Annotated in this window: 13 protein-coding genes; 12 read left to right on the forward strand and 1 reads right to left on the reverse strand. The window is 76.4% G+C overall.

Going from position 1 to position 20,689, the window contains the following annotated elements; genetic code table 11:
* The first annotated feature begins 8 nt into the window (after positions 1 to 8).
* From ACIOFR_RS09445 to ACIOFR_RS09455, 3 genes are read left to right on the forward strand one after another with little or no spacing between them, the layout of a single operon-like run.
* Entirely contained in the window at positions 9 to 1,169 is a 1,161-nt protein-coding gene (locus ACIOFR_RS09445; protein ID WP_400994060.1) for a 3-deoxy-7-phosphoheptulonate synthase, read from the forward strand.
* The gene (hutH, locus tag ACIOFR_RS09450) at positions 1,166 to 2,839 is read left to right on the forward strand and encodes a histidine ammonia-lyase (RefSeq protein WP_400994062.1); all 1,674 of its coding nucleotides are present in this window, start codon (positions 1,166 to 1,168) and stop codon (positions 2,837 to 2,839) included. The genes ACIOFR_RS09445 and hutH overlap by 4 nt, the downstream gene beginning before the upstream one ends.
* Positions 2,832 to 4,232 carry an amidase gene (locus ACIOFR_RS09455; protein WP_400994065.1) on the forward strand — a complete coding sequence of 467 codons (1,401 nt, stop codon included), beginning with the start codon at positions 2,832 to 2,834 and terminating at the stop codon, positions 4,230 to 4,232. The genes hutH and ACIOFR_RS09455 overlap by 8 nt, the downstream gene beginning before the upstream one ends.
* Before the next feature lie 56 nt (positions 4,233 to 4,288).
* Here the strand turns inward: ACIOFR_RS09455 and ACIOFR_RS09460 are convergent, their stop codons facing one another.
* Positions 4,289 to 7,474 carry an AfsR/SARP family transcriptional regulator gene (locus ACIOFR_RS09460; RefSeq protein ID WP_400994067.1) on the reverse strand — a complete coding sequence of 1,062 codons (3,186 nt, stop codon included), beginning with the start codon at positions 7,472 to 7,474 and terminating at the stop codon, positions 4,289 to 4,291.
* A 308-nt stretch (positions 7,475 to 7,782) separates the two neighbouring features.
* Between ACIOFR_RS09460 and ACIOFR_RS09465 the strand changes: the two genes are divergently transcribed.
* The 9 genes from ACIOFR_RS09465 to ACIOFR_RS09505 all read left to right on the forward strand — a co-directional run bounded on the left by ACIOFR_RS09465 (position 7,783) and on the right by ACIOFR_RS09505 (position 20,668).
* Positions 7,783 to 8,241 carry a hypothetical protein gene (locus tag ACIOFR_RS09465; RefSeq protein ID WP_400994070.1) on the forward strand — a complete coding sequence of 153 codons (459 nt, stop codon included), beginning with the start codon at positions 7,783 to 7,785 and terminating at the stop codon, positions 8,239 to 8,241.
* Positions 8,238 to 9,245, forward strand: a complete 1,008-nt coding sequence (locus ACIOFR_RS09470; protein WP_400994072.1) for a sporulation-delaying protein SdpB family protein — start codon at positions 8,238 to 8,240, stop codon at positions 9,243 to 9,245. Before ACIOFR_RS09465 ends, ACIOFR_RS09470 begins: the two co-directional genes overlap by 4 nt.
* The gene (locus ACIOFR_RS09475) at positions 9,224 to 9,361 is read left to right on the forward strand and encodes a hypothetical protein (RefSeq protein WP_400994074.1); all 138 of its coding nucleotides are present in this window, start codon (positions 9,224 to 9,226) and stop codon (positions 9,359 to 9,361) included. Before ACIOFR_RS09470 ends, ACIOFR_RS09475 begins: the two co-directional genes overlap by 22 nt.
* Before the next feature lie 20 nt (positions 9,362 to 9,381).
* On the forward strand, positions 9,382 to 10,131 hold the full coding sequence (locus tag ACIOFR_RS09480) for an SDR family NAD(P)-dependent oxidoreductase (protein ID WP_400994076.1): 750 nt from the start codon (positions 9,382 to 9,384) through the stop codon (positions 10,129 to 10,131).
* A 302-nt stretch (positions 10,132 to 10,433) separates the two neighbouring features.
* On the forward strand, positions 10,434 to 14,090 hold the full coding sequence (locus ACIOFR_RS09485; protein ID WP_400994078.1) for a WGR and DUF4132 domain-containing protein: 3,657 nt from the start codon (positions 10,434 to 10,436) through the stop codon (positions 14,088 to 14,090).
* Positions 14,091 to 14,140: 50 nt separating this feature from the next.
* A complete protein-coding gene (locus ACIOFR_RS09490; RefSeq protein WP_400994080.1) occupies positions 14,141 to 15,223 on the forward strand; it encodes an AAA family ATPase in 1,083 nt (360 codons plus the stop codon).
* A complete protein-coding gene (locus ACIOFR_RS09495) occupies positions 15,223 to 17,505 on the forward strand; it encodes a DUF5682 family protein (protein ID WP_400994083.1) in 2,283 nt (760 codons plus the stop codon). The genes ACIOFR_RS09490 and ACIOFR_RS09495 overlap by 1 nt, the downstream gene beginning before the upstream one ends.
* Positions 17,502 to 18,668 carry a VWA domain-containing protein gene (locus ACIOFR_RS09500; protein WP_400994086.1) on the forward strand — a complete coding sequence of 389 codons (1,167 nt, stop codon included), beginning with the start codon at positions 17,502 to 17,504 and terminating at the stop codon, positions 18,666 to 18,668. Before ACIOFR_RS09495 ends, ACIOFR_RS09500 begins: the two co-directional genes overlap by 4 nt.
* Positions 18,665 to 20,668: a hypothetical protein gene (locus ACIOFR_RS09505; RefSeq protein ID WP_400994088.1), complete on the forward strand. Its 2,004-nt coding sequence runs from the start codon at positions 18,665 to 18,667 to the stop codon at positions 20,666 to 20,668. Before ACIOFR_RS09500 ends, ACIOFR_RS09505 begins: the two co-directional genes overlap by 4 nt.
* Positions 20,669 to 20,689: the final 21 nt, after the last annotated feature.

A 20,689-nucleotide genomic window follows, 5' to 3' on the forward strand; every position in this document is an offset into this window, starting at 1 on the left:
ACCCGACTATGTCAGCACTGTTCACCGCCGAGACGGCGCCCGCCCCCGAGGCCGGGTGGCCCGACCGGTCGGCCGTCGACCAGGTCATCGCCCGGCTGCGCGAACAGCCCCCGCTGGTCGCCCTGGAGGACTGCCTGGACCTGCGCCGGCGCCTCGCCGAGGTCGCGGCCGGCCGCGCCCACCTGATTCAGGGCGGCGACTGCGCCGAGCTCTTCGCCGAGGTGTCCGCCCACACCGTCCGCCGCAAGGCCGCCCAACTCGGCGAACTCGCCGACCTGGTGGAGAGCGGCACCGGCCGCGAGACGGCCGCCGTCGGCCGGATCGCCGGCCAGTTCGCCAAACCGCGCTCCCAGCCCTTCGAACCCGGCCCCTACGGCGAGAGCCTGCCGGTCTACCGCGGCGACGCCGTCAACGACACCCGGCCCACCGCCGAGGCCCGCACCCCCGACCCGCAGCGGCTGCTCACCGCCCACCGGCTGTCCGCCGAGGTCCACCGCCACCTCGACGCCGAACGCACCGCCGGCGGCCGCCCGGTGTTCACCAGCCACGAGGCACTGCTGCTCGACTACGAACTCCCGCTCACCCGCACCGACGGCGGACAGCTCCACCTCGGCTCCGCGCACCTGCTGTGGATCGGCGAACGCACCCGCGACCCGGCCGGCCGGCACGTCGCCGCGCTCGCCGGCACCGCCAACCCGGTCGCCGTCAAACTCGGCCCCACCACCACCGCCGCCGACCTCACCGCGCTGGCCGCCGCCCTCGACCCCGAACGGATCCCCGGCCGGCTCTCCTTCATCCTGCGGTTCGGCGCCGACCTGGTCGAACCGGTCCTGCCCCGGCTGGTCCGGGCCGCCACCGAGGCCGGCCTGCAGCCCGTCTGGATCTGCGACCCGATGCACGGCAACACCGAACGCTCGCCGGCCGGCCGCAAGATCCGCCGGACCGACGCCGTACTCGCCGAGATCCGCGCCTGCGTACGGGTCCTGCGCCGGCTCGGACAGCACCCCGGCGGCCTGCACCTCGAACTCACCCCCGACGACGTCACCGAGTGCGTGGGCCCCCGGCAGGACCCCGCCGTCCAGCCCCGCTACTGGACCGCCTGCGACCCGCGGCTCAACCCCGAACAGGCCCGGCTCGCCGTCACCGCCTTCACCGAGGAGGCCGGATGATCCACCTCGGCACCGGCACCCTGACCCCCGCCACCGTCGCCCGGCTCTCCGACGGCCCGCTGCGCGAGCCGGTCGGCCTCGACGGACCCACCGCCGACCGGATGCACCGCTCGGTCGACCTGCGCGAGCGCCTGGTCGCCACCGGCGAGCCGCTCTACGGCGTCACCACCGGCTTCGGCGACCGCAACATCGGCCACATCCCCGCCGCCCACGCCGCCGAACTCCAGCACAACCTGATCCGCTACCACCTGGTCGGCAGCGGGCCGCAGGCGCCCGCACCGGTCGTCCGCGCCACCCTGCTGATCCGGGCCAACTGCCTTGCCCGCGGCTACTCGGGCGTGCGCCGCGAGGTGGTCGACCTGCTGCTGGACTGCCTGCGGCACGACCTGCTGCCCGCCGTCCCCGAACGCGGCTCGGTCGGCGCCAGCGGCGACCTCGTCCCGCTGTGCTACCTGGCCGCGCTGCTGATCGGCGAGGGCACCGCCGTCCACCGCGGCGAGCGGCGCCCGGCCCGCGAGGCGCTGGCCGCGGCCGGGCTGCGACCGCTCACCCTCCAGCCCAAGGAGGCCCTCGCCCTGATCAACGGCACTTCCTTCATGGCCGCCTTCGCCGTCCGGGCCGCCGCCGAGGCCCGCCGCCTCGCCGAGGTCGCCGAGGCGTGCACCGCGCTGGCCGTCGAGGTGCTGCTCGGCAACCGCGACCACTACCACCCGGTGATCCACCGGCAGAAACCCCACCCCGGCCAGGTCCGCTCCGCCGCCCGGATCCGCGCCCTGCTGGACGGCTCACGGCTCGCCCGCGACCACGCCCAGGTCCTCAGCGACAACCGGGACGAGCACGGCCGGGACGGCTACCGCCGCCTCGACCACCCCATCCAGGACCGGTACTCGGTGCGCTGCGCCCCCCACGTGATCGGCGTCCTGCACGACACCCTCGACTGGGTGGACCGCTGGCTCGACACCGAGATCAACTCCACCAACGACAACCCGCTGTTCGACCCGGACGGCGACCGCGTCCACAACGGCGGCAACTTCTACGGCGGCCACGTCGGCCTCGCGATGGACAGCCTGCGGGTCGCCGTCGCCAGCGTCGGCGACCTGCTGGACCGTCAACTCGCCTGCGTGGTGGACGAGAAGTTCAGCAACGGGCTCACCGCCGGACTGACCGCCCCGGCCGCCGCCGGCGACCCCGGGGCCGGCCTGCACCACGGCTTCAAGGGGGCCCAGATCGCCTGCTCCGCGCTGGTTGCCGAGGCACTCTCACTGGGCATGCCGGCCACCGCCTTCTCCCGCTCGACCGAGGCCCACAACCAGGACAAGGTCAGCATGGCCACCATCGGCGCCCGCAGCACCCGGACGGTCACCGGCCTGGTGCACGAGGCCGCCGCGATCCAGCTCGCCGCCCTGTGCCAGGCCGCCGACCTGCGCGGCGCCCGTCTGCTCGCCCCGGGCACCGCCGAGGTGTACCGCCAGGTGCGCCGCCACGTCGCCTTCATGCCGACGGACCGCCGGCTGGACACCGAACTCGCCGCCCTCGCCGAGGAACTGCGGACCTCGGGCACCGCAGCGGCACCGGACCGGGCCGATCCGCCCACCGGGGACCCCACCAGGACCGCCGCCGGCTCCCACCCCAGGACCAACGCCAGGACCCCGGAGGACACCCATGCCTGACGTCGCGCACGCCGTCGCCGCGTACTTCGCCGCCGACCGGCCCGCGGAGGACACGCCCGCCCCGGACGCCACCCCGGACACCGGGCCCGGCACCGGACCGGAGGCCGTACCGCCGCCGCTGCTCGCCCTGCCGCTGCGCGAACGCCTCGCCCTGCTCGACGACGGCTCCCTCCCCCTGCCCGAGTGGAACGCGCTCGCCGACGGCTGGGCCCGCGAGGCCGACCACCGCTACCGGGCCTGCGCCGAACTGCGGCCCGCCGGCCCGCACGCACCCGCGCTGCGGCTCGGCGTCAAGGACACCGTCGACGTGGCCGGCTTCGCGACCAGGCTCGGGCTGCGGCGCCACCGCCACCACCCCGCCCGCAGCGCGGCCGTCCTGACCGAGGGCCACCGCCTGGCCACCGTCGCCAAGGTGGTCACCACCGAACTCAACATCGGCATCGGCTCCGGCTGCGGCAACCCCTGGTTCCCGCGGATCGACCCGGCCGGCTCCAGCACCGGTTGCGGCGTCGCCGTCGCCGCCGGCATCTGCGACCTCGCGCTCGGCACCGACGTCCTCGGCTCGGTCCGCTGGCCCGCCGGCCGCTGCGGCGTGGTGGGCCTGCGGATGACCCACGACCCGGCCGCCCTGCGCGGGATGCTGCCGCTCAGCCCCGCGATGGACGCCCCCGGCTGGGTCGCCCGGACCGCCGACGACCTCGCCCTGCTCGCCGAGGTCTCCGGTCTGCCGATCCCCCGTGCCGAGCACCACCGGGGCCTGCGGATCGGCGTGGTCGCCGAGGTGTCCGAGGGCGGCGCCGAGCCCGAGGTGCTGGCCGCCCTGAGGACCGCCGGCGACCTGCTGGCCGCCCACGGCCACCGGGTGGCCACCGCCCGGCTCGGCGAGCTGTGGGACCGTCGCGGCGCCGCCTGGGAGCTGTGCGCCCGGCAGGCCTGGCAGGGCAGCCACGCCTGGGACCCCCGGATCGCCGACGAACTGTCACCCTCCACCCGGCGGGCCGTCGACTCCGGAGCCGCGGTCGACGACCGCCGCCTGCGCGAGATCGAGCAGCAGCTCGTCCGGGCCAGGGCCGCGGTGCCCCGGCTGTTCGCCGACGCCGGCGTGGACGTCTGGCTGCTGCCGCTCGACCCGGACGTGCCGCGCCCGATCGGGGCCCAGCGCCCTGCGTCCTCCCTGGTCACGCCCGGCCACCCGGACTACGACCGGGAGATCGGCTACACCCCGGTCGCCAGCTTCGCCGGACTGCCCGCCCTCACCTTCCCGGTCGGCCGGTCCGCGGACGGGCAGGCGCCGCTGGCCGTCCAACTGGTCGGGCGCCCGGGCAGCGAGGGGGTGCTGATCGCACTGGCCCGGGAGGCGGCCCGGACGGCCGGGGACCGGGCCCGGCCCTGAGCCACCGGCGGCGGGCCGCCCGGCAAGGACGGCCGCCCGTCACAGGGCACCGCTCGTCACAGGGCGCCGCTCGGCTCGGGGCGGCGTTCGCGGGCCAGGTCGGCCCGCAGCAGGTCGGCGCGGTGCGGGTGCATCCGGGCGAACAGGGCCACCGCCCGGTCGCAGTGGACCGCGGCCTCCTGCGGCTCCCCCGCGTCCAGCGCCAGCCGCGCCAGGCCCTCGCAGGCGACCCCCTGCTCGAACCGCAGCCCCAGTTCGGACGCCAGCGCCAGCGCCCGCTCGTGGCACTCCCGGGCCGACTCGGGGGAGCCGAGGGCGCGGTGCACCGAACCGATCAGGTTGAGGGTCTGGCTCTCCACGTCCCGGCTGCCGATCTCACGGGCCAGCACCAGCGCCTCCCTGGCCCGTTCCAGCGCCGCCGCCTGGTCGCCGCGGTGGTGCAGCAGGTCACCGAACGCCCAGCGGGCCTGCGCCTCCACCTCCCGGGCGCCCAGCTCCCGGGTCCTGGCCAACGCCTCCTCCAGGCAGCTCCAGGCCTCCTCGGTGTCGTCCAGCCGGGACAGCACCCAGCCGACGTTCAGCAGGTCGACCGCTTCCCGGAACGGGTTGTCCAGCTCCCGGCTGAGCTCCAGCGCGCGCCGGTGGTGGGCCAGCGCCTGCCGGTACTCGGCCAGGTAGCCGTACACCACGCCGATGTTGCCCAGCACGGCGGCCTGGTCCCGGGCCGCGCCGACCTGCTCGAAGATCTCCAGCGCGGCCCGGTACTGCTGAAGCACCGTCGGATAGTCGCCCCGCAGCAGGCCGACGTGCCCGAGCGTCCAGAGCGTACGGGCCTCACCGTACCGGTCCCCGGTGGTGCGGGACAGCTCCAGCGCGGTCTGCAGCGCCCGCACCGCACCGTCGTAGCGGCCCAGCGCCCGGTAGGCGAGACCGAGATTGGTCTGCACCTCGGCCTGGCCGCGCAGGTCCTCGGCGGCGCGGGCGGCGTCCAGGGCGTGCCGGTAGCCGGTCATCGCCTCCTCCACGTAGCCGTTGCGGACCAGTAACGGGCCCACCGCGACCGCCAGCCGCCAGACCTGCTCCAGGTCCTCGGCGCCCGGGGCGCAGGCCAGCACCGCGACGATGTTGGCCCGCTCTGCGGCCAGCAGGTCCGCCGCGTCGGCCACCGTCCGCAGGCCCGGGATCGCCCGCGGGGCCTCCGGGGCGCGCCCGGCGGGCCGGCCCGGGTCGGAGAGCTCGGCGACGCAGCCCGCCAGGTCGAGGTAGTGCCGGCGCAGCCGCCGCAGCGCCTGCTCCCGGCCGGCCTGCTGCTCCTCGTGCTCGGCCTTGGTCAGCGCGTACTGCCGGATCAGGTCGTGGAAGTAGTAGCGGCCCACGGTGTGCTGGCCGAGCAGGTGGGTGTCGAACAGTTCCTCCAGCATCACCTCCGCCTCGGCCACCGTGCAGCCGTTGAGCACGGCGGCGCCGACCGCGTCGAAGTCGTGCCCGGGGTGCAGCCCGAGCAGCCGGAACAGCCGCTGCTGGGCCTCGCCGAGTTGGAGGTAGGAGACCTCGAAGGCGGCGGCGACGCTGCGGTCGCCCGCCACCAGCTCGGCCAGCCGCCGCTGGCGGTCGCGCAGCCGGTCCGCGAGGTGGGCCACGCTCCAGGCCGGCCGGTGCCGCAGCCGGGAGGCGGCGATCCGGATGGCCAGCGGCAGGCAGCCGCAGAGCGCCACCACGTCCGCCACCTCGGCCCGCCGCCCCTCGGCGCGCTCGGCGCCGACGATGCGCACGAACAGCTCCACCGCGTCCTTCGGGGTGAGCACCTCCAACGACAGGTTGACGGCGCCGTCGAGCGCGGTGAGTCTTCGCCGGCTGGTGATCAGGACCAGGGCGCTGCCGGTGCCGGGCAGCAGCGGCCGGACGTGTCCGACGTCCCGGGCGTTGTCCAGCACGATCAGCACCCGCTGGCCGGCCAGCGCGGCCCGCCAGGCGGCCGCCCGCTGGTCGACGCCGTCCGGGATCCGCTCGGGACTGACCCCGAGGTGGCGCAGCAGCCGGTCGAGGGCGGCCGCCGGGGTGATGGGCTCCTGGCCGGGGGTGTGGCCGTGCAGGTCGACGAAGAGCTGGCCGTCCGGGTAGCGGTCGGCCAGCGCGTGCGCGGCCCGTACGGCGATGGTGGTCTTGCCGATCCCCGCCATGCCGTCGACGGCGGTCACCACCAGGGTCGAGCTGCCGGTGCCGTCCGGCCCGTCCGGCGCCGAGGCGTGCTCCGCGAGGGCCACCAGACGGTGGAACTCCTCCCCGCGCCCGGTGAAGTCGGTGACGTCGTACGGCAGGAAACGGCGCTGGTGCGCCCGGAAGACGCCGGCCCGCGGGGGCGTGGCGGGTGCGGGGCCGGCCGTCCCGGCCCGGGGAGCGGCGGGCGGGTCGGCATGCGGCGGGGCGGGCGGGTCGGCGGGCGGCGTGGCGGGCGGGGTCGCGTCGGCGGGCCGGTCCAGGGCCGGATCGCAGCGCAGGATCCGCTCGTGCAGCAGCCGCAGCTCGGCGCGGGTGTCCAGACCGAGGTCGGCGGCCAGCAGGGCGCGGCCCTGCTCGTACACCTCCAGCGCGTCGGCCTGCCGGCCGGCCCGGTGGAGGGCCAGCATCAGCTGCCGGCGGAACGGGTCGCGCAGCGGGTGGGTGGCGACGAGTTCGGCCAGCGCCGGGACCAGCTCCCCCGGTGCGTCGCCGTCCAGGCGCAGCTCGAACAGCCGCTCAAGGGCGGTGAGTCGCTGCTCGTCGAGCCGCCCCGCCAGGATCCGCACCGCGCGGCCGTCGAGGCCGGCCAGCGCCGGGCCGTTCCACAGCGCCAGTGCGTCGCCGAGCGCGGTGACGGCCTCGGCCCGGCGGCCGCCCGCGAGTGCCGTCTCGGCCGAGCGGACCAGGCACAGGAAGCGGTGGGCGTCGACCCGCTCGCGGCCACCCGCGGCGCCGAGGTCGGCGCGGTAGCCGCGTCCGTCGGTGACGATCAGGTCGCGGAGCGGGCCGAGGCAGCGGCGCAGGGTCGCGATCGCGTTGTGCACCTGACGCCGCGCGGTGTCCGGCGGGGCGTCGTCCCACAGCGCGTCGACCAGGGTGTCGAACGGGACCACCCGGCCGGCGTCCAGCGCCAGGACCGCCAGCACCTTCTCCTGGCGCGGTCCGCTCAGGTCCAGTTGCTGCCCGCCGACCTGGACCCGGAGCGGTCCGAGCAGCTGGATTCCCCACTCCTCGTCGGTCACGGGGCACTGTCCTTCGAGTAGCGGTGAACAAGTGGAAGCATGTATATCAGCAGTCGATAACACCGATCCGGAACTCCGATGAACCCGCCCGCAGTTGGCAACGGCACCACCGGGACCGGCGCACGGAAGGTACCGCGCCACCTGATGCACCACCGGGACACGGACCCGCAGACCACCGCCGAACGCGCGTTCCGCCAGACCCTCGCGCTGCTCGGCGCCGTCCTGCTGCTCACCCTGATCGCCCAACTCCCGCCCGACAGCGGCGGCACCGCCCCCGGCTCCCGCCCGCACGACGCGGCCTGGCTGCTGTGGCCCCAGGGCTGGAACCTCTTCGACAACGGCCAGTACGCCCCCGAGCTGGCCGCCTACCGCGCCGGCCCGACCGGCTGGACCAGCGCCCTGACCACCCCTCCGCCGGCCTCGCCACCCGCTGGGGGCCCGACCGCTCCCCCCGCACCCAGGCCCACGAACTCGAAGCCCTCGCCGACCTGCTGCCCGCCACCGCCTGGCAGCCGTGCCCCACCGCCACCCTCGCCGACTGCGCCCCGCCGGCCTCCGACCCGGGCCCGGCCACCGCCCCGACGCCGCCCACCACCACGGGCCCGGTCACCACCCCGACGTCACCCACCGTCCGCAACCCGGCCGCCCGCCCCACCCTGTGCGGCCCCATCGCCCTCACCCGCGAGACACTCGCCCGCTGGGGCACCGCCGGCGCCGGCCGCTGGCGGATCGACGCCGCCGCCGTCCTGCACGTGGAGTGCCCGTGAGGTGCGCGCCCGCCCCGCTGCGCCGACGGCTCGCCACCGGCCCGGCCGGTTTCGCCCCCGGCCCCGGCATCGCGGCCGGCCGCACGCTGCTCGCCCTCGCCCAACTGCTCACCCTGCTGTGCACCCCCGACGCGGCGCTCTTCGCCCACGGTGGCTACGGACCCCTCGCCCCGTACTGCGGCGGCTCCCGCGCCCTCGGCCTCTGGTGCCTCGGCCCGGCCGACGGCACCATGACGGCCCGTCGGGCCGTCGCCGCCCTCGCCCTCGCCGTCATCGCCTCCGGCTACCGTCCCCGCTGGACCTGCCTGCCGCACTGGTACCTCACGTTCAGCCTCACCACCGCCACCGGCCTCGCCGACGGCGGCGACATGGCCGCCCGCATCGCCACCCTGCTGCTGGCCGTGATCCTGCTCGGCGACCCCCGCCGCTGGCACTGGCGGCGCGCCCCCGGCGCCCTCCCGCCGCAGTGGCGCGGCGCCGGGTACGCCGCCCACCTCCTGCTGCGCGTCCAGGTCGTGCTCATCTACCTGCACGCCAGCTCCTCCAAACTGCTCGACCCCGTCTGGCGGCAGGGCACCGCGATGTACTACACCCTGCACAGCCACTACTGGGGCGCCCCGGCCGCGCTGCGCCCGTGGATCGATCCGGTCCTCGACCACGGCTGGTCGGTCCGGCTGCTCGGCTGGTCCGTCATCGTCCTCGAACTCGCCCTCGCCGCCGCGATGCTGCTGCCCGCTCCGGCCCGGCGGGCCGCCGTCCCGGGAGCGGTGGCCCTGCACGGCGGGATCATCGCCCTGATGGGCCTGTTCGGCTTCGGACTCACCATGATCGCGCTGGTGGTGGCGGCCGCCGCGGGGCGCCGATGCACAACCGATGTAACCGGCCGCCACACTGAGCACCGGTCGAGGGCCGCTCGCGCGGCGGCCCGACCCACACTCGACCGAAGCAGCGAACACATGCGGACACAAGGGGAAACAGCGGCATGGACCCGACAAGGCTCGTGATGGTGCTCATCGCGCTGGTGGCCACCGTCACCATCGTGTCCCAGCCCGGCTCGTCGCAGCCGGTCGTGCACCGGCAGCAGGCCTCGGACCCGTGCCCCTCGATCGGGCCCTGCTAGGTCCTGGAAGGAGAGCGGGGATGTCCCGACTCGTAGTGGTCTCCGGCGGCGGCAGCGGCATCGGCCGCGCGATCGCCGAACACTTCGCCAGGGCCGGCGACGACGTACTGATCCTCGGGCGCCGCGAGGCGACCCTCGCGGCAGCCGCCGGCGCGCTCAACGCGGAACTCGACACCGAACGGATCACCCACCGGGCCGCCGACCTCAGCGACCCGCAGCAGGTCGAACAGGTCGCCGCCCACCTGGCCCGAGCCGGCCGCACCGTGGACGTCCTGGTCAACAACGCCGGCGGCTTCTACGGCCTGGACCAGCCCGACACCCTGCAGGGGTACGCCGCCCAGTGGCGGGCCAACTTCGAGGGCAACGTCCTGCCGACCGTCCTGCTCACCGAGGCGCTGCTGCCGCAGCTCACCCGGCCGGGCGCCCGGATCGTCACGCTGTCCTCGATCGCCGCGCTGCGCGGACCCGGCACCTACGGCGGCGCGAAGGCGGCGCTCCACCCGTGGAACGCCGAACAGGCCACGGCACTCGGCCCCGCAGGCATCACCGCCAACATCGTCGCGCCCGGCTACATCGAGGCCACCGAGTTCTTCGGGGACCGGATGACCCCGGCCGGCCACGCGGCCCGGATCTCCCAGACCCTGGTCGGCAAGGCCGGCGAGGCCGCCGAGATCGCGGCCATGACCGGCTACCTCGCCTCACCCGAGGCCGGGTTCGTCACCGGCCAGGTCCTCCAGATCAACGGCGGCGCCCTGCTCGGCCGCGGCTGACCCGCCGGCCACGCGCCACCTCCGGCCCCCTCGACCGCCCCGGGGCCGCCGTCGGGTCTGACGGCGGCCCCGGGGTGCCGCCCCGCCACCGCGGTGGGGCTCTCCTGCCGGGAGACGCATCCGTCCGGACGGCACCCCGCACGACGCCGACCGCCGGGTGCACCCGGTACGCAGGGTCACCGGCGGGCCCGCGCAGCCGCGTCCCCCGCGACGGGGTGGGACGGGCCGGTCCGCCGGTCGGTCTGTCGGTGGGCCTCGCTACTGTTCCTCCCTGATCACCTGTGCGAGGAGAGGGCGGAGCTGTGCGGCGCTGGGAGTTCGTGGAGGGCGGCTCGGACAAGTTCTGGGAGGCCGCGGTCGACGGTGCCGTGGTGACCGTGCGCTACGGGCGGTGCGGCACCGACGGGCGGGAGCAGAGCAAGGAGTTCCCGACCGCGGAGGCCGCGCAGGCGCACTTCGCCAGGACGGTCGCGGAGAAGGAACGCAAGGGCTACCGCTCGACCGGCGACGGCACTGCACCGGCCCTCCGCGCGGCCGCCTCCGCGGCCGTCTCCTCCGCGGCCGTCTCCTCCCCGACCGACGCAGCCGGGGCGCCGGACGCCCGGACGGCCCCGCAGGCCCCGGTCGACGAGGACACCTTCGTGCTGCCGGACGCCTGGCGCCGGTCCCTGATCCCCCGGCGCGGTGGCGCGCCCAGGTCGACGACCGCGCCCACCAGGACCGCGCCGGAGAGGTTCCGCGCCGCGGTGGCGGAGCAGGCGGAGTGGGTGGAACAGGCGCTGGCCTCCCCGCAGAGCGGGGCCCACCTGGTCGAGGCCGCCCGGTCGTACCTGGACGGCGGCGCCGACCCGCTCGGTGCCGCCGTGATGGCGGCGCTGGTCGCCGATTCGGCGGAGGGGTACCGCCGGGCGGTGGACGCCTGGGTGGTGGAGCGCGGTCTGCCGTTCGCGGCGACGGCGGTCGTCGAACTGCTGCAGACCGCCGTGACCTGGGACTCGTCCGGTTCGCGGCGGTCCAGTCCGCGGCTCGGGCAGGGCAAGCGCCGGTACCGGACGTCCGTGACGCACCGTCCGGCCGCGGACCGGGTCCGCGCCCTGCTGGCCGTGTGCGAGGCGGACGTCCACCAGGCTGCCGTCGAGGCCCTGGCCGCCTGCCGGACCGACCTGGCCCGGAAGGTGGTGGTGAGCTACCTGGTGCCCTCCGAGCACGCCTGGACGGCGGAGTGCTGCTCGTCGGGCGGCGGCCTGGACTCGGACGCGTGGTCGATGCTGCTGTGCTCGCTCTCCTCGGTCGAACCGCTGGAGAAGCTCCCGCAGCTGCCGAACCTGGGCTGGGACGGCTGGTCGGCCGAGGTCATCGCGACCGTGGCGGACGGCCTCGGGACGGGTACCGCGCCGCTGCTGCTGCACGCCCTGGCCAACAACTACCTGTACAGCGACAGGCAGATGTCGCTGCTGAACGCGATCGCCGAGTTCCCCTCCGACGTGAGCTTCCGAGGGCTGCTGGCCCATCAGGACATCGGCAAGGCAGCACGCGGAGCCCTGGTGACGGCCATGCGCCGGTTCCCCCGGCGGGCGGTGCGGCTGCTCGCCGAGGCGGCCACCGCCCCCGCCGCGCCGGCCTCGATCCGTCAGCTGCTCACCTCCCACGTCGCCGCCCACCGCGCGGCCGCCCTCGAACTGCTGCCGGCGCTGACGCCGGAGCAGGCGGCGGTGGTGGAACCGCTCACCGAGGTCGGCGACCGGGTGCCGGAGGTCGCCCCCGACGCGCTGCCCGAGCTGTTCACGAGTCCGCCGTGGACGCGGCCGCGCTCCACGGCCAGGCCCCGCGTGCTGACCGGGCTCACCGCCCCGGACGGGCTGCGGCTGAGCTGGCTGCCGGGCGAGCGGGAGGCGTGGGCGGTCTCGGAGTCCTGGTACGCGCGCTGGGCGGACGGCGACTGGCAGCGGGTCGCCGACAGCGTCCGCGCCGCGAACGGCCGCTCCCCCGCGGATCGCCGCTCCAACCAGCACGAGGAGGTGGCGCTGTTCGCGTACGGCGACGAGGAGCTGGGCCGGCCGCTGATCGCGCAGTGGCGCGGCGGCGAGTACATCTGGGAGGCCACCGGCGCGCTGCGCCGGATCGCCGCCCGCTTCGGGGCGGACGCGTTCGGGCCGATGCTGGCCTCCGCGCTGCACAACCCGGCCGCCCACGGGGCACTGCTGCTGCCGTACCTGGACGTCCGGGTGGCCGAGACCATGGCGGACTGGCTGGTGCGGCTCAAGTCGGCCGGGGACACCGCCCGTTCGTGGTTCGCCCGGCACGGGCTGGACGCGGCCCGGTTGCTGGTGCCCGCCGCGGTCGGCCGGGCCGGGGTGGCCCGGCGCAACGCCGAGCACGCCCTGCGCCTCGTCGGTGCGGCGCACGGCACCGAGGCGGTGCGCGCGGTGGCCGGGGAGTACGGGCCGCAGGCGGCGGAGGTGGTCGACGCGCTGCTGTCCGCCGACCCGCTGGTGAACCTGCTGCCGGCGAAGCTTCCCCCGCTCGGCGACTGGGCCGAGCCGCTGATGCTGCCGCAGCTGCTGGTGCGCGGCGGCGGGGGCGCGCTGCCCGCCGAGGTGGTGCGGCACGTGCTCACCATGCTCGCGATGTCCAAGCCCGGCGCGTTCTACCCGGGCCTCGACCAGGTGGCGGAGGTGTGTGAGCCCCGGTCGTTGACGGACTTCGGCTGGGCGGTGTTCGAGCAGTGGCGGCTGGCCGGCATGCCGTCCCAGGACGGCTGGGCCCTGCACGTGCTGGCCCGGCTGGGTGACGACCGGACGGTCCGCCTGCTGACGCCGGTGCTCCGGGCGTGGCCGGGCGAGGGCGCGCACCACCGCGCGGTGGACGGCCTGGAGGTCCTGGCCGGGATCGGCAGCGACGTGGCCCTGCTCCATCTGCACGGCATCGCTCAGCGGGTGAAGTTCAAGGCGCTCAAGGCCCGGGCCGAGGAGAAGATCGCCGAGGTGGCGGCCGGTCTCGGCCTGTCCGGGGAGCAGCTGTCGGACCGCCTGGTACCGGACTTCGGGCTGGACGCCGGCGGGACCACCGTCGTCGACTACGGCACCCGGACCTTCACGGTGGGCTTCGACGAGCAGCTCAAGCCGTACGTACTGGATGCGGACGGCGTCCGCCGCAAGGACCTGCCGGCCCCGGGGGCGCGGGACGACGCCGAGCTGGCACCGGCCGAGCGCAAGCGCTTCGCCGCGCTGAAGAAGGACGTCCGCACGGTGGCGGGGGACCAGATCCGCCGGCTGGAGGACGCCATGGTCACCCGGCGGTCGTGGACGGCGGAGGAGTTCGGCCGGCTGTTCGTCGGGCACCCGCTGCTGTGGCACCTGGTGCGCCGGCTGGTGTGGCTGGCCGAGGCGGACGGCGCGCCGACGGCGTTCCGGGTCGCCGAGGACCGCACCCTGGCGGACGTCGAGGACGAGCTGTTCGTGCTGCCCGCCTCGGCGACCGTCCGGCTGGCCCACCCGCTGCTGCTCGGTGCCGACCTGGCCGCGTGGTCGGAGCTGTTCGCCGACTACGAGATCCTGCAGCCGTTCCGTCAGCTCGGCCGCCCGGTGTACGCGCTGAGCGACGAGGAGCGGGCGGGCCACCGGCTGACCCGCTTCGAGAACGGTCCGGTGCTGCCGACCGCCCGGCTGGTGGGCATGGAGCGGCGCGGCTGGCGGCGCGGCGCGCCGCAGGACGCGGGCGTGGAGCGCTGGCTGTCCCGCCGGGTCGGACCGGACCGGTACGTGGTGCTCGCCCCGGAGCACGGGATCGCGGTCGGCATGCACGACGTGTACCCCGAGCAGCAGGTGGAGACGGTGTGGCTCGACATCAGCCCGGGCGACTACCGGACCCACAACCGGACCTTCCCGACCTTCGCCGAACTCGACCCGGTGACCGCCTCCGAGGTGATCGCCGACCTGACCGAACTGACCACGCCGTGACGGCGCACCACCCCACCGACAGCCGTGCGAACCACCCCGGGAGGGCCGCCGTGACCACCACCGCCGAGGAGCGGATCCAGCGACCGCCCGCCGAGGTCCGGTACGCCGAGGAGCTGGCGGCGCTTCGCGCCGGTGACCGCGACCACCGCCCGCCGGGCTGGGAGCTGAGCCTGCGCGCCGCCCGCCGGTTCATCGTCGGCGACGAGGCGGCCGGCGTCGCCCGCAAGTTCGTCGGCGATCCGGCGCTGGTCGAACGCGCCCTGGTCACCCTGGCCACCAACCGCGGCCTGCTGCTGGTGGGCGAGCCCGGCACCGCCAAGTCGCTGCTGTCGGAGCTGATCGCGGCGGCGGTCAGCGGCACCTCCCGGTTGACCGTGCAGGGCGGTGCGGCGACCACCGAGGACCAGATCAAGTACTCCTGGAACTACGCCCTGCTGGTCTCCGAGGGCCCGTCCACCCGCTCGCTGGTGCCCGCACCGATGCTGCGCGGCATGGCCGAGGGCCGGGTGGTCCGGTTCGAGGAGATCACACGTTGCCCGCTGGAGGTGCAGGACTCGCTGCTGTCCCTGCTCTCCGAGCGGGTGGTGGCGATCCCCGAGCTGGACGGGCCGGAGGGCATGGTCTTCGCCCAGCAGGGCTTCAACGTGATCGCCACCGCCAACACCCGCGACCGGGGGGTGAACGAGATGAGCTCGGCGCTCAAGCGCCGGTTCAACTTCGAGACGGTCTTCCCGATCCCCGACCTGGACACCGAACTCGCCCTGGTCGAGGCCGAGTCCGGGCACCTGCTGCGGCGTTCGGGGGTGACCGCGGCGCCCGACCGGGACCTCTTGGAGGTGCTGGTCACGGCCTTCCGCGAGCTGCGGGCCGGTGAGGGCGGCGACCGGATCTCGGCGGTGATGAGCACCGCCGAGGCGGTCTCGGTCGCCCACGCCGTCGGGCTGCGCGGCTGGTACCTGCGCGGTGAGCCCGGCGACGCGGCCGACCTGGTCGCCAGCCTGGCCGGGACCGCCGCCAAGGACAGCCCGGAGGACCTGGCCCGGCTGCGCCGCTACCTGGAGCAGCGGGTCCCGCGGCGACGCGGCGCGCACTGGCAGGCCGTGCACGACGCCCGCCACCTGCTGGCCGGCTGATGCCCGCGGTCTTCCTCGGTGTCCGCCACCACTCGCCCGCCTGCGCCCGCCTGGTGGCGGACACCGTCCGACGGCTGCGGCCCGCGTACGTCCTGGTCGAGGGCCCGGCCGACCTCAACGGCCGGCTGGACGAGCTGACCCTCGGTCACGACCTGCCGATCGCCGTGTTCGGCCACTACCGCGACGCCGAGCGCACCGCCACCACCTGGGCGCCGCTGTGCGACTACTCACCCGAATGGGTGGCGCTGCGGGAGGGGCGGGCGGCCGGCGCGGAGGTGCTCTTCGTCGACCTGCCGTCCTGGCACCCGGCGTTCGAGCTGCGCGCCAACCGGTACGCCGACGCGGAGGCCGGGTACGCGGAGGCGACGGCCCGGTTGTGCGAGCGGTTCGGCACCGGCTCGGTGGACGCCCTGTGGGACGGGCTGTTCGAGGTGGCCCCGGCGGACGGGCTCGCCGAGCGCCTGGACGCCTACTTCGACCTGGTCCGCGGCGACGCCGAGGCGGACGAGGGCGACCGGGCCCGCGAGGCGTACATGGCCGCCTGGGTGCGCGCGGTCCTCGCCGAGGCGGGGAGCGCGACCGTGCTGGTGGTCACCGGCGGCTTCCACACGCCCGCCCTGCGCGCCCTCGCCGCGCGGCCCGCGCAGGCGCCCGGCCGGCCCGCGCCGCCCGAGCCGCCGCCCGGCTCCGTGCACGGCAGCTACCTGGTGCCGTACTCGTTCCGGCAGCTCGACGCCTTCGCCGGGTACCAGTCCGGGATGCCCTCGCCCGCCTACTACCAGCGGCTGTGGGAGGACGGTCCCGAGGCCGCCGGCGAGGACCTGCGGCGGTCCGTGGTCGCCCGTCTGCGCCGGCGCCGCCATCCGGTCTCCACCGCCGACCTGGTCGCCGCCGCCGCGCTCACCGGCAGCCTCGCCGCGCTGCGCGGCCACCGCGTGCCGGCCCGCACCGACGTGCTGGACGGTCTGGCCGGCGCGCTGGTCAAGGACGACCTGACCCAGCCGCTGCCCTGGTCCGAACGCGCCCCGCTGGCGCCCGGCAGCCACCCGGTCGTGGTCGAGATGGTCGCCGCGTGCAGCGGCACCCGCACCGGGCGGCTGCACCCCGCCACCCCGGCCCCGCCCCTGGTCCACGACGCCGCGGCCCGGCTCGCCGCCATCGGTGCCACCGGCACCCGCCCGCTGACCTGCGACCTCACCACCGAGGACGGTCTGACCGCGAGCCGGACCCTGCACCGGCTGCGCGTACTCGGCGTACCCGGCCGCCACCGCACCGCCGGACCCGCCCACGGCGCCGACCCGGTCACCGTCGAACGCTGGGAGGCCGGACCGGACGCCGGCCGCGACGCCGCCCTGATCGAGGCCGGCGCGTACGGCGCCACCCTCCACGAGGCGGCCGCCACCGTCCTCGCCGAACGCGCCCGCACCGCCGGACCGGCGGACACCGAACTGGCCGCCCTGCTCCTCGACACCGTCCTGTGCGGCGCCACCGCCCTCACCGACCGTCTCCTGGGCACGCTCACCGCCACCGTCGCCCGCCACCCGGACCCGGGCGCGCTCGGCGCCGTCCTCGCCACCGCGCTCGGCCTCTGGCGGCACGACCGCGTGTACGGCACCGCCCGCAGCCCGCTGCTCTCGGCGGTCCTGGACGGCGCCGTCACCCGCATCCTGTGGCTGGTCGAGGGTGCGCACGGCCGCTCCGGTTCCGACCCGGCCGGTCCGACGGCGCTCGCCGCCGTCCGCGACACCCTGCGCCACGCCCCCGGTCTGCTCACCGTCTCCGCCGAGGACGCCGCCGCCCTCGCCCTCCGCATCGCCCGTGACCCCCACGCCCCCGCCGACCTCCGCGGCGCCGCCCACGGCCTCCACCTCACCCTCGCCCCCGCCACCGAGCCCGGCCTCGGCTCCGCCGTCCTGGCCGTGGCGGGCGACCGCGGCACGCTCGGCGACTGGCTGGGCGGCCTGTTCGCCCTCGCCCGCGAGGAGGTCACCGCCGACTCCGGCGACGGTTCCCTGCTGGCCGCCGTGGACGCCGTCCTCGCCGGGCTCACGGACGCCGAGTTCCTGATCGCCGTTCCGGCCCTGCGCCAGGCGTTCGGCTGGTTCCCGCCGCGCGAGCGCGAGCGGATCGCGCGGCGGCTGATCGAACGCCGCGGTCTGCGCGGCTCGGCCCGCGGCCTGCTCCGCACCACCGCCGACCCACTGCAGCTGGCCGCCGCCCGTGCCCTGGAGGAGAACGTGACCGCCCTGCTCGACCGCCACGGCCTGCGGAACGCCCGGTGAACGCGCCCGGAACGACCCCGGACCGGGCCCCCGACCAGGCTCCCGCCCAGGCCCCCGACCAGGCCCTGGAGCGCTGGCGCCTGGTCCTCGGGTCCCCCGCCGAACCGTGGACCGGCCGCCCGAGCGCCGACGGCGCCGCCCGCGACGCCGCCCTGGAATGGCTGTACGGCCGCGACGAGGACCTCGACCGCCGCGGCATCCGCAGCGCCGGTCAGGGGCCGTCCCGGGTCACCGCGGTCGACTGGCTGGACGACGTCCACCGCCTGTTCCCCCGCGAGACCATCGAGCGGCTGGAGCGCGACGCGGTCGAGCAGTACGGCATCGAGGAGATCGTCACCGACCCGACGGTGCTGGAACGGGTGGAGCCGAGCGCGGCACTACTGCGCGCGGTGCTCCGCACCAAGCACCTGATGAACGAGCAGCTGCTCGGCCAGGCGCGCCGGATCGTGGCGGCGGTGGTCCGGCAGTTGACGGAGCGGCTCACCCCGGAGCTGCGCCAGGCGTTCACGGGTGCCCGGTCGGCGCGCCCGAGCCGGCGCCCGCTGGCCCGTGACTTCGACTTCCGCCGGACCGTCCGGGCCAACCTCGGGCGCTACCGTCCGGCCGAGCGGCGGATCCTGATCGAGCGGCCGCACTTCCACTCCCGTACCCGCAGGCACCTGGAGCAGTGGCAGCTGATCCTGCTGGTCGACCAGTCCGGTTCGATGGTGGGCTCGGTGATCCACTCCGCGGTGACTGCGGCCTGCCTGTGGAGCCTGCCGGGGCTGAAGACCCATCTGGTCGCCTTCGACACCCAGGTCGTGGACCTCACCTCCGAGGTGACGGACCCGGTGGAACTGCTGATGCGGGTCCAGCTCGGCGGCGGCACCGACATCGCCCGCGCGGTCGACTACGCGGCCGGACTGGTGGAGAACCCGCGGCGCACGGTCCTGGCGGTGATCAGCGACTTCTACGAGGGCGGCGACCCGTACCGGCTGCTGCGCACCGTCCGCTCGCTGACCGAACAGGGTGTGACGGTGCTGGGCCTGGCCGCGCTGGACGAGGAGGCCGCCCCGGCGTACGACCGGGAGCTCGCCGGGCGGCTCGCCGACGCCGGCGCGCACATGGGGGCGATGACACCGGGGATGCTCGCCGCGTTCGTCGCCGAGAGGCTCGGTCGGTGAGCGCCGGGTCCCGCGATGACCTGCTGGCCCTGGACGCGGAGACGCTGGCCGCGCTGGCCAACCGCGGCCTGGTCAAGCGCGCCACCCGGGAGGTCGCCGCCGGGGACGGGCCGGCACCGGCGCTCGACCCGGACGGCACGCTGCGCGGCACCTGCCCCGACGGCAGCACCGTCGCCCTGCCGCCCGGCACCGGGCTGGACGGCGGCAGCTGCACCTGCGGCGCGCCGGGCGTGTGCCGCCACCGGATCGCCCTGGTCCTCGCCCACCAGCGGGCCGCTGCCGCCGCCCCGCCGGGTCCTGACCCCCTCCCCGCCGCCTCCGATGCCCCCGCGCCCGCTCCCTGCTGGTCCCCCGGTGCGCTGGACGACGAGGCGCTGACCGCCGCGGTCGGGGCCCGGGCCGTGACCGCCGCGCGCCGCACGCTGGAACGCGGCTACACCGCGCGGCTGCACCACGCGCACCCGGACGATCCGCAGCCCGTCGCCGAACTCGCCGCCTGCGCGGTCCGGTTCCCCGTCCCCGGCGAGCTGGGCTTCGCCGTCACCGATGCCGCGCAGGACCGCCGCGGCGAGATGATCGCCCTCGCGGTCTGGGCGTTCCGGGCTGCCGACGGCCGCCCGACGGTCACGCTCGGCGGCCGTCGCGAGCCCGATCCGGGCGTCCCGCCGGTCCTGGACGCCGCCCTCGGTCTGGCCCGCGAGCTGCTCCTCGACGGCGCCGTCCACGCCGGGCCGGTCCTCACCGCCGATCTCCACCGGGTGCGCGGCGAGCTCGCCGACCGCTCCCTGCACTGGCCGGCCGGCCTGGTCACCGATCTGATCGGCCAGCTCGACGCGTACGCCGCCCGGGCCGCCGACCACCGGCCCGAGGAACTGGCCCTGCTCCTGGCCGAGCTGCACGCCCGGCACCGCGCCGCCGCCCACCCCGGCGCGTTGCGGGCGGAGGTGCTCGGCGTCCGGGAGGCCGCCGAGACCCCGCTGCGCCGGGTCCGCCTCACCGCACTGGGCTGCCGGATCCGCAGCACCGCGACGACCCGGTCCGCCGAGGTCTACTTCGCCCACCCCGCCGCCGGAACCGTCCTGGTCCTGCGCCACGGCTGGGACGTCCCCGACGACGACCACCCGCCCGCCGTCCACCTGCCGGCCGCCCGCCGGATCGCCGGGCACCGCCTCGACGCCCTCGCCACCGGCAACGTGGTCAGCGAGAGCGCCGTCCGCAGCGCCGCCCACGAACTCGGCCTCGGGCGGGGCCGGATCGCCGCCACCACCGTCACCCCCGTCGGCAGCTCCTGGACCGACCTGCCCGCCCCGCTGCTGCTCACCGACCTCGACGGCCACCTGCGCAGGCTCGCGGGCCGGCCGCCGCGGCTGATCCGGCCCAGGATCACCGCCGAGTCCCTGCACGTGGTGCGGCTCTCCGCCGTCGAGGGGATCCGGTACGACGCGGCCGCGCAGTGCCTGGAAGCCGAGGTCCGCGACACCGCCGGCAACACGGCCACCCTGGCCGCCACCCACGACCCGGCCTGCCCCGGCGCCCTCGACGCGCTCGCCGCGGCGCTCGGGGCGGGCACCGTCACCCACGTCAGCGCGACGGTCCGGCGCACCGGTGGGCGCACCGTACTGGAACCCGTCGCCCTCCTCGTGGGCGGCACCGTCGTGGTCCCGGACCTCGCCCCCGGCCCCGGCTCCACCGCCCTCGCCCCCGCCGCACCTCCGTCGGCCGACCCCGTCGCCACCGGCCTGACGGAGGCGCTCGCCACCCTCGCCGACCTCGCTCACCAGGGCCTGCGTCGGCCGGGCCACGCCACCCTCGCCCGTCTGGACCGCACCGCCGCCCGGCTGAACCGAAGCGGCCTGGCCACCACCGCCGAGCTCCTGCGCGCCCTCGCCCGCGCCATCCGTGCAGGCGACCCGGACACCGCGGCCCGGACCTGGCCGGACGCGGCCGTCCGGGTCGCCGTCGCCATCGAGGCACATCGGGAGACCGCCGGCCGCGCCTGACGGGAGCGCGCGGCGGCGGGG

It is taken from the genome of Kitasatospora sp. NPDC088346, from assembly GCF_044740765.1.
Taxonomy (GTDB): domain Bacteria; phylum Actinomycetota; class Actinomycetes; order Streptomycetales; family Streptomycetaceae; genus Kitasatospora.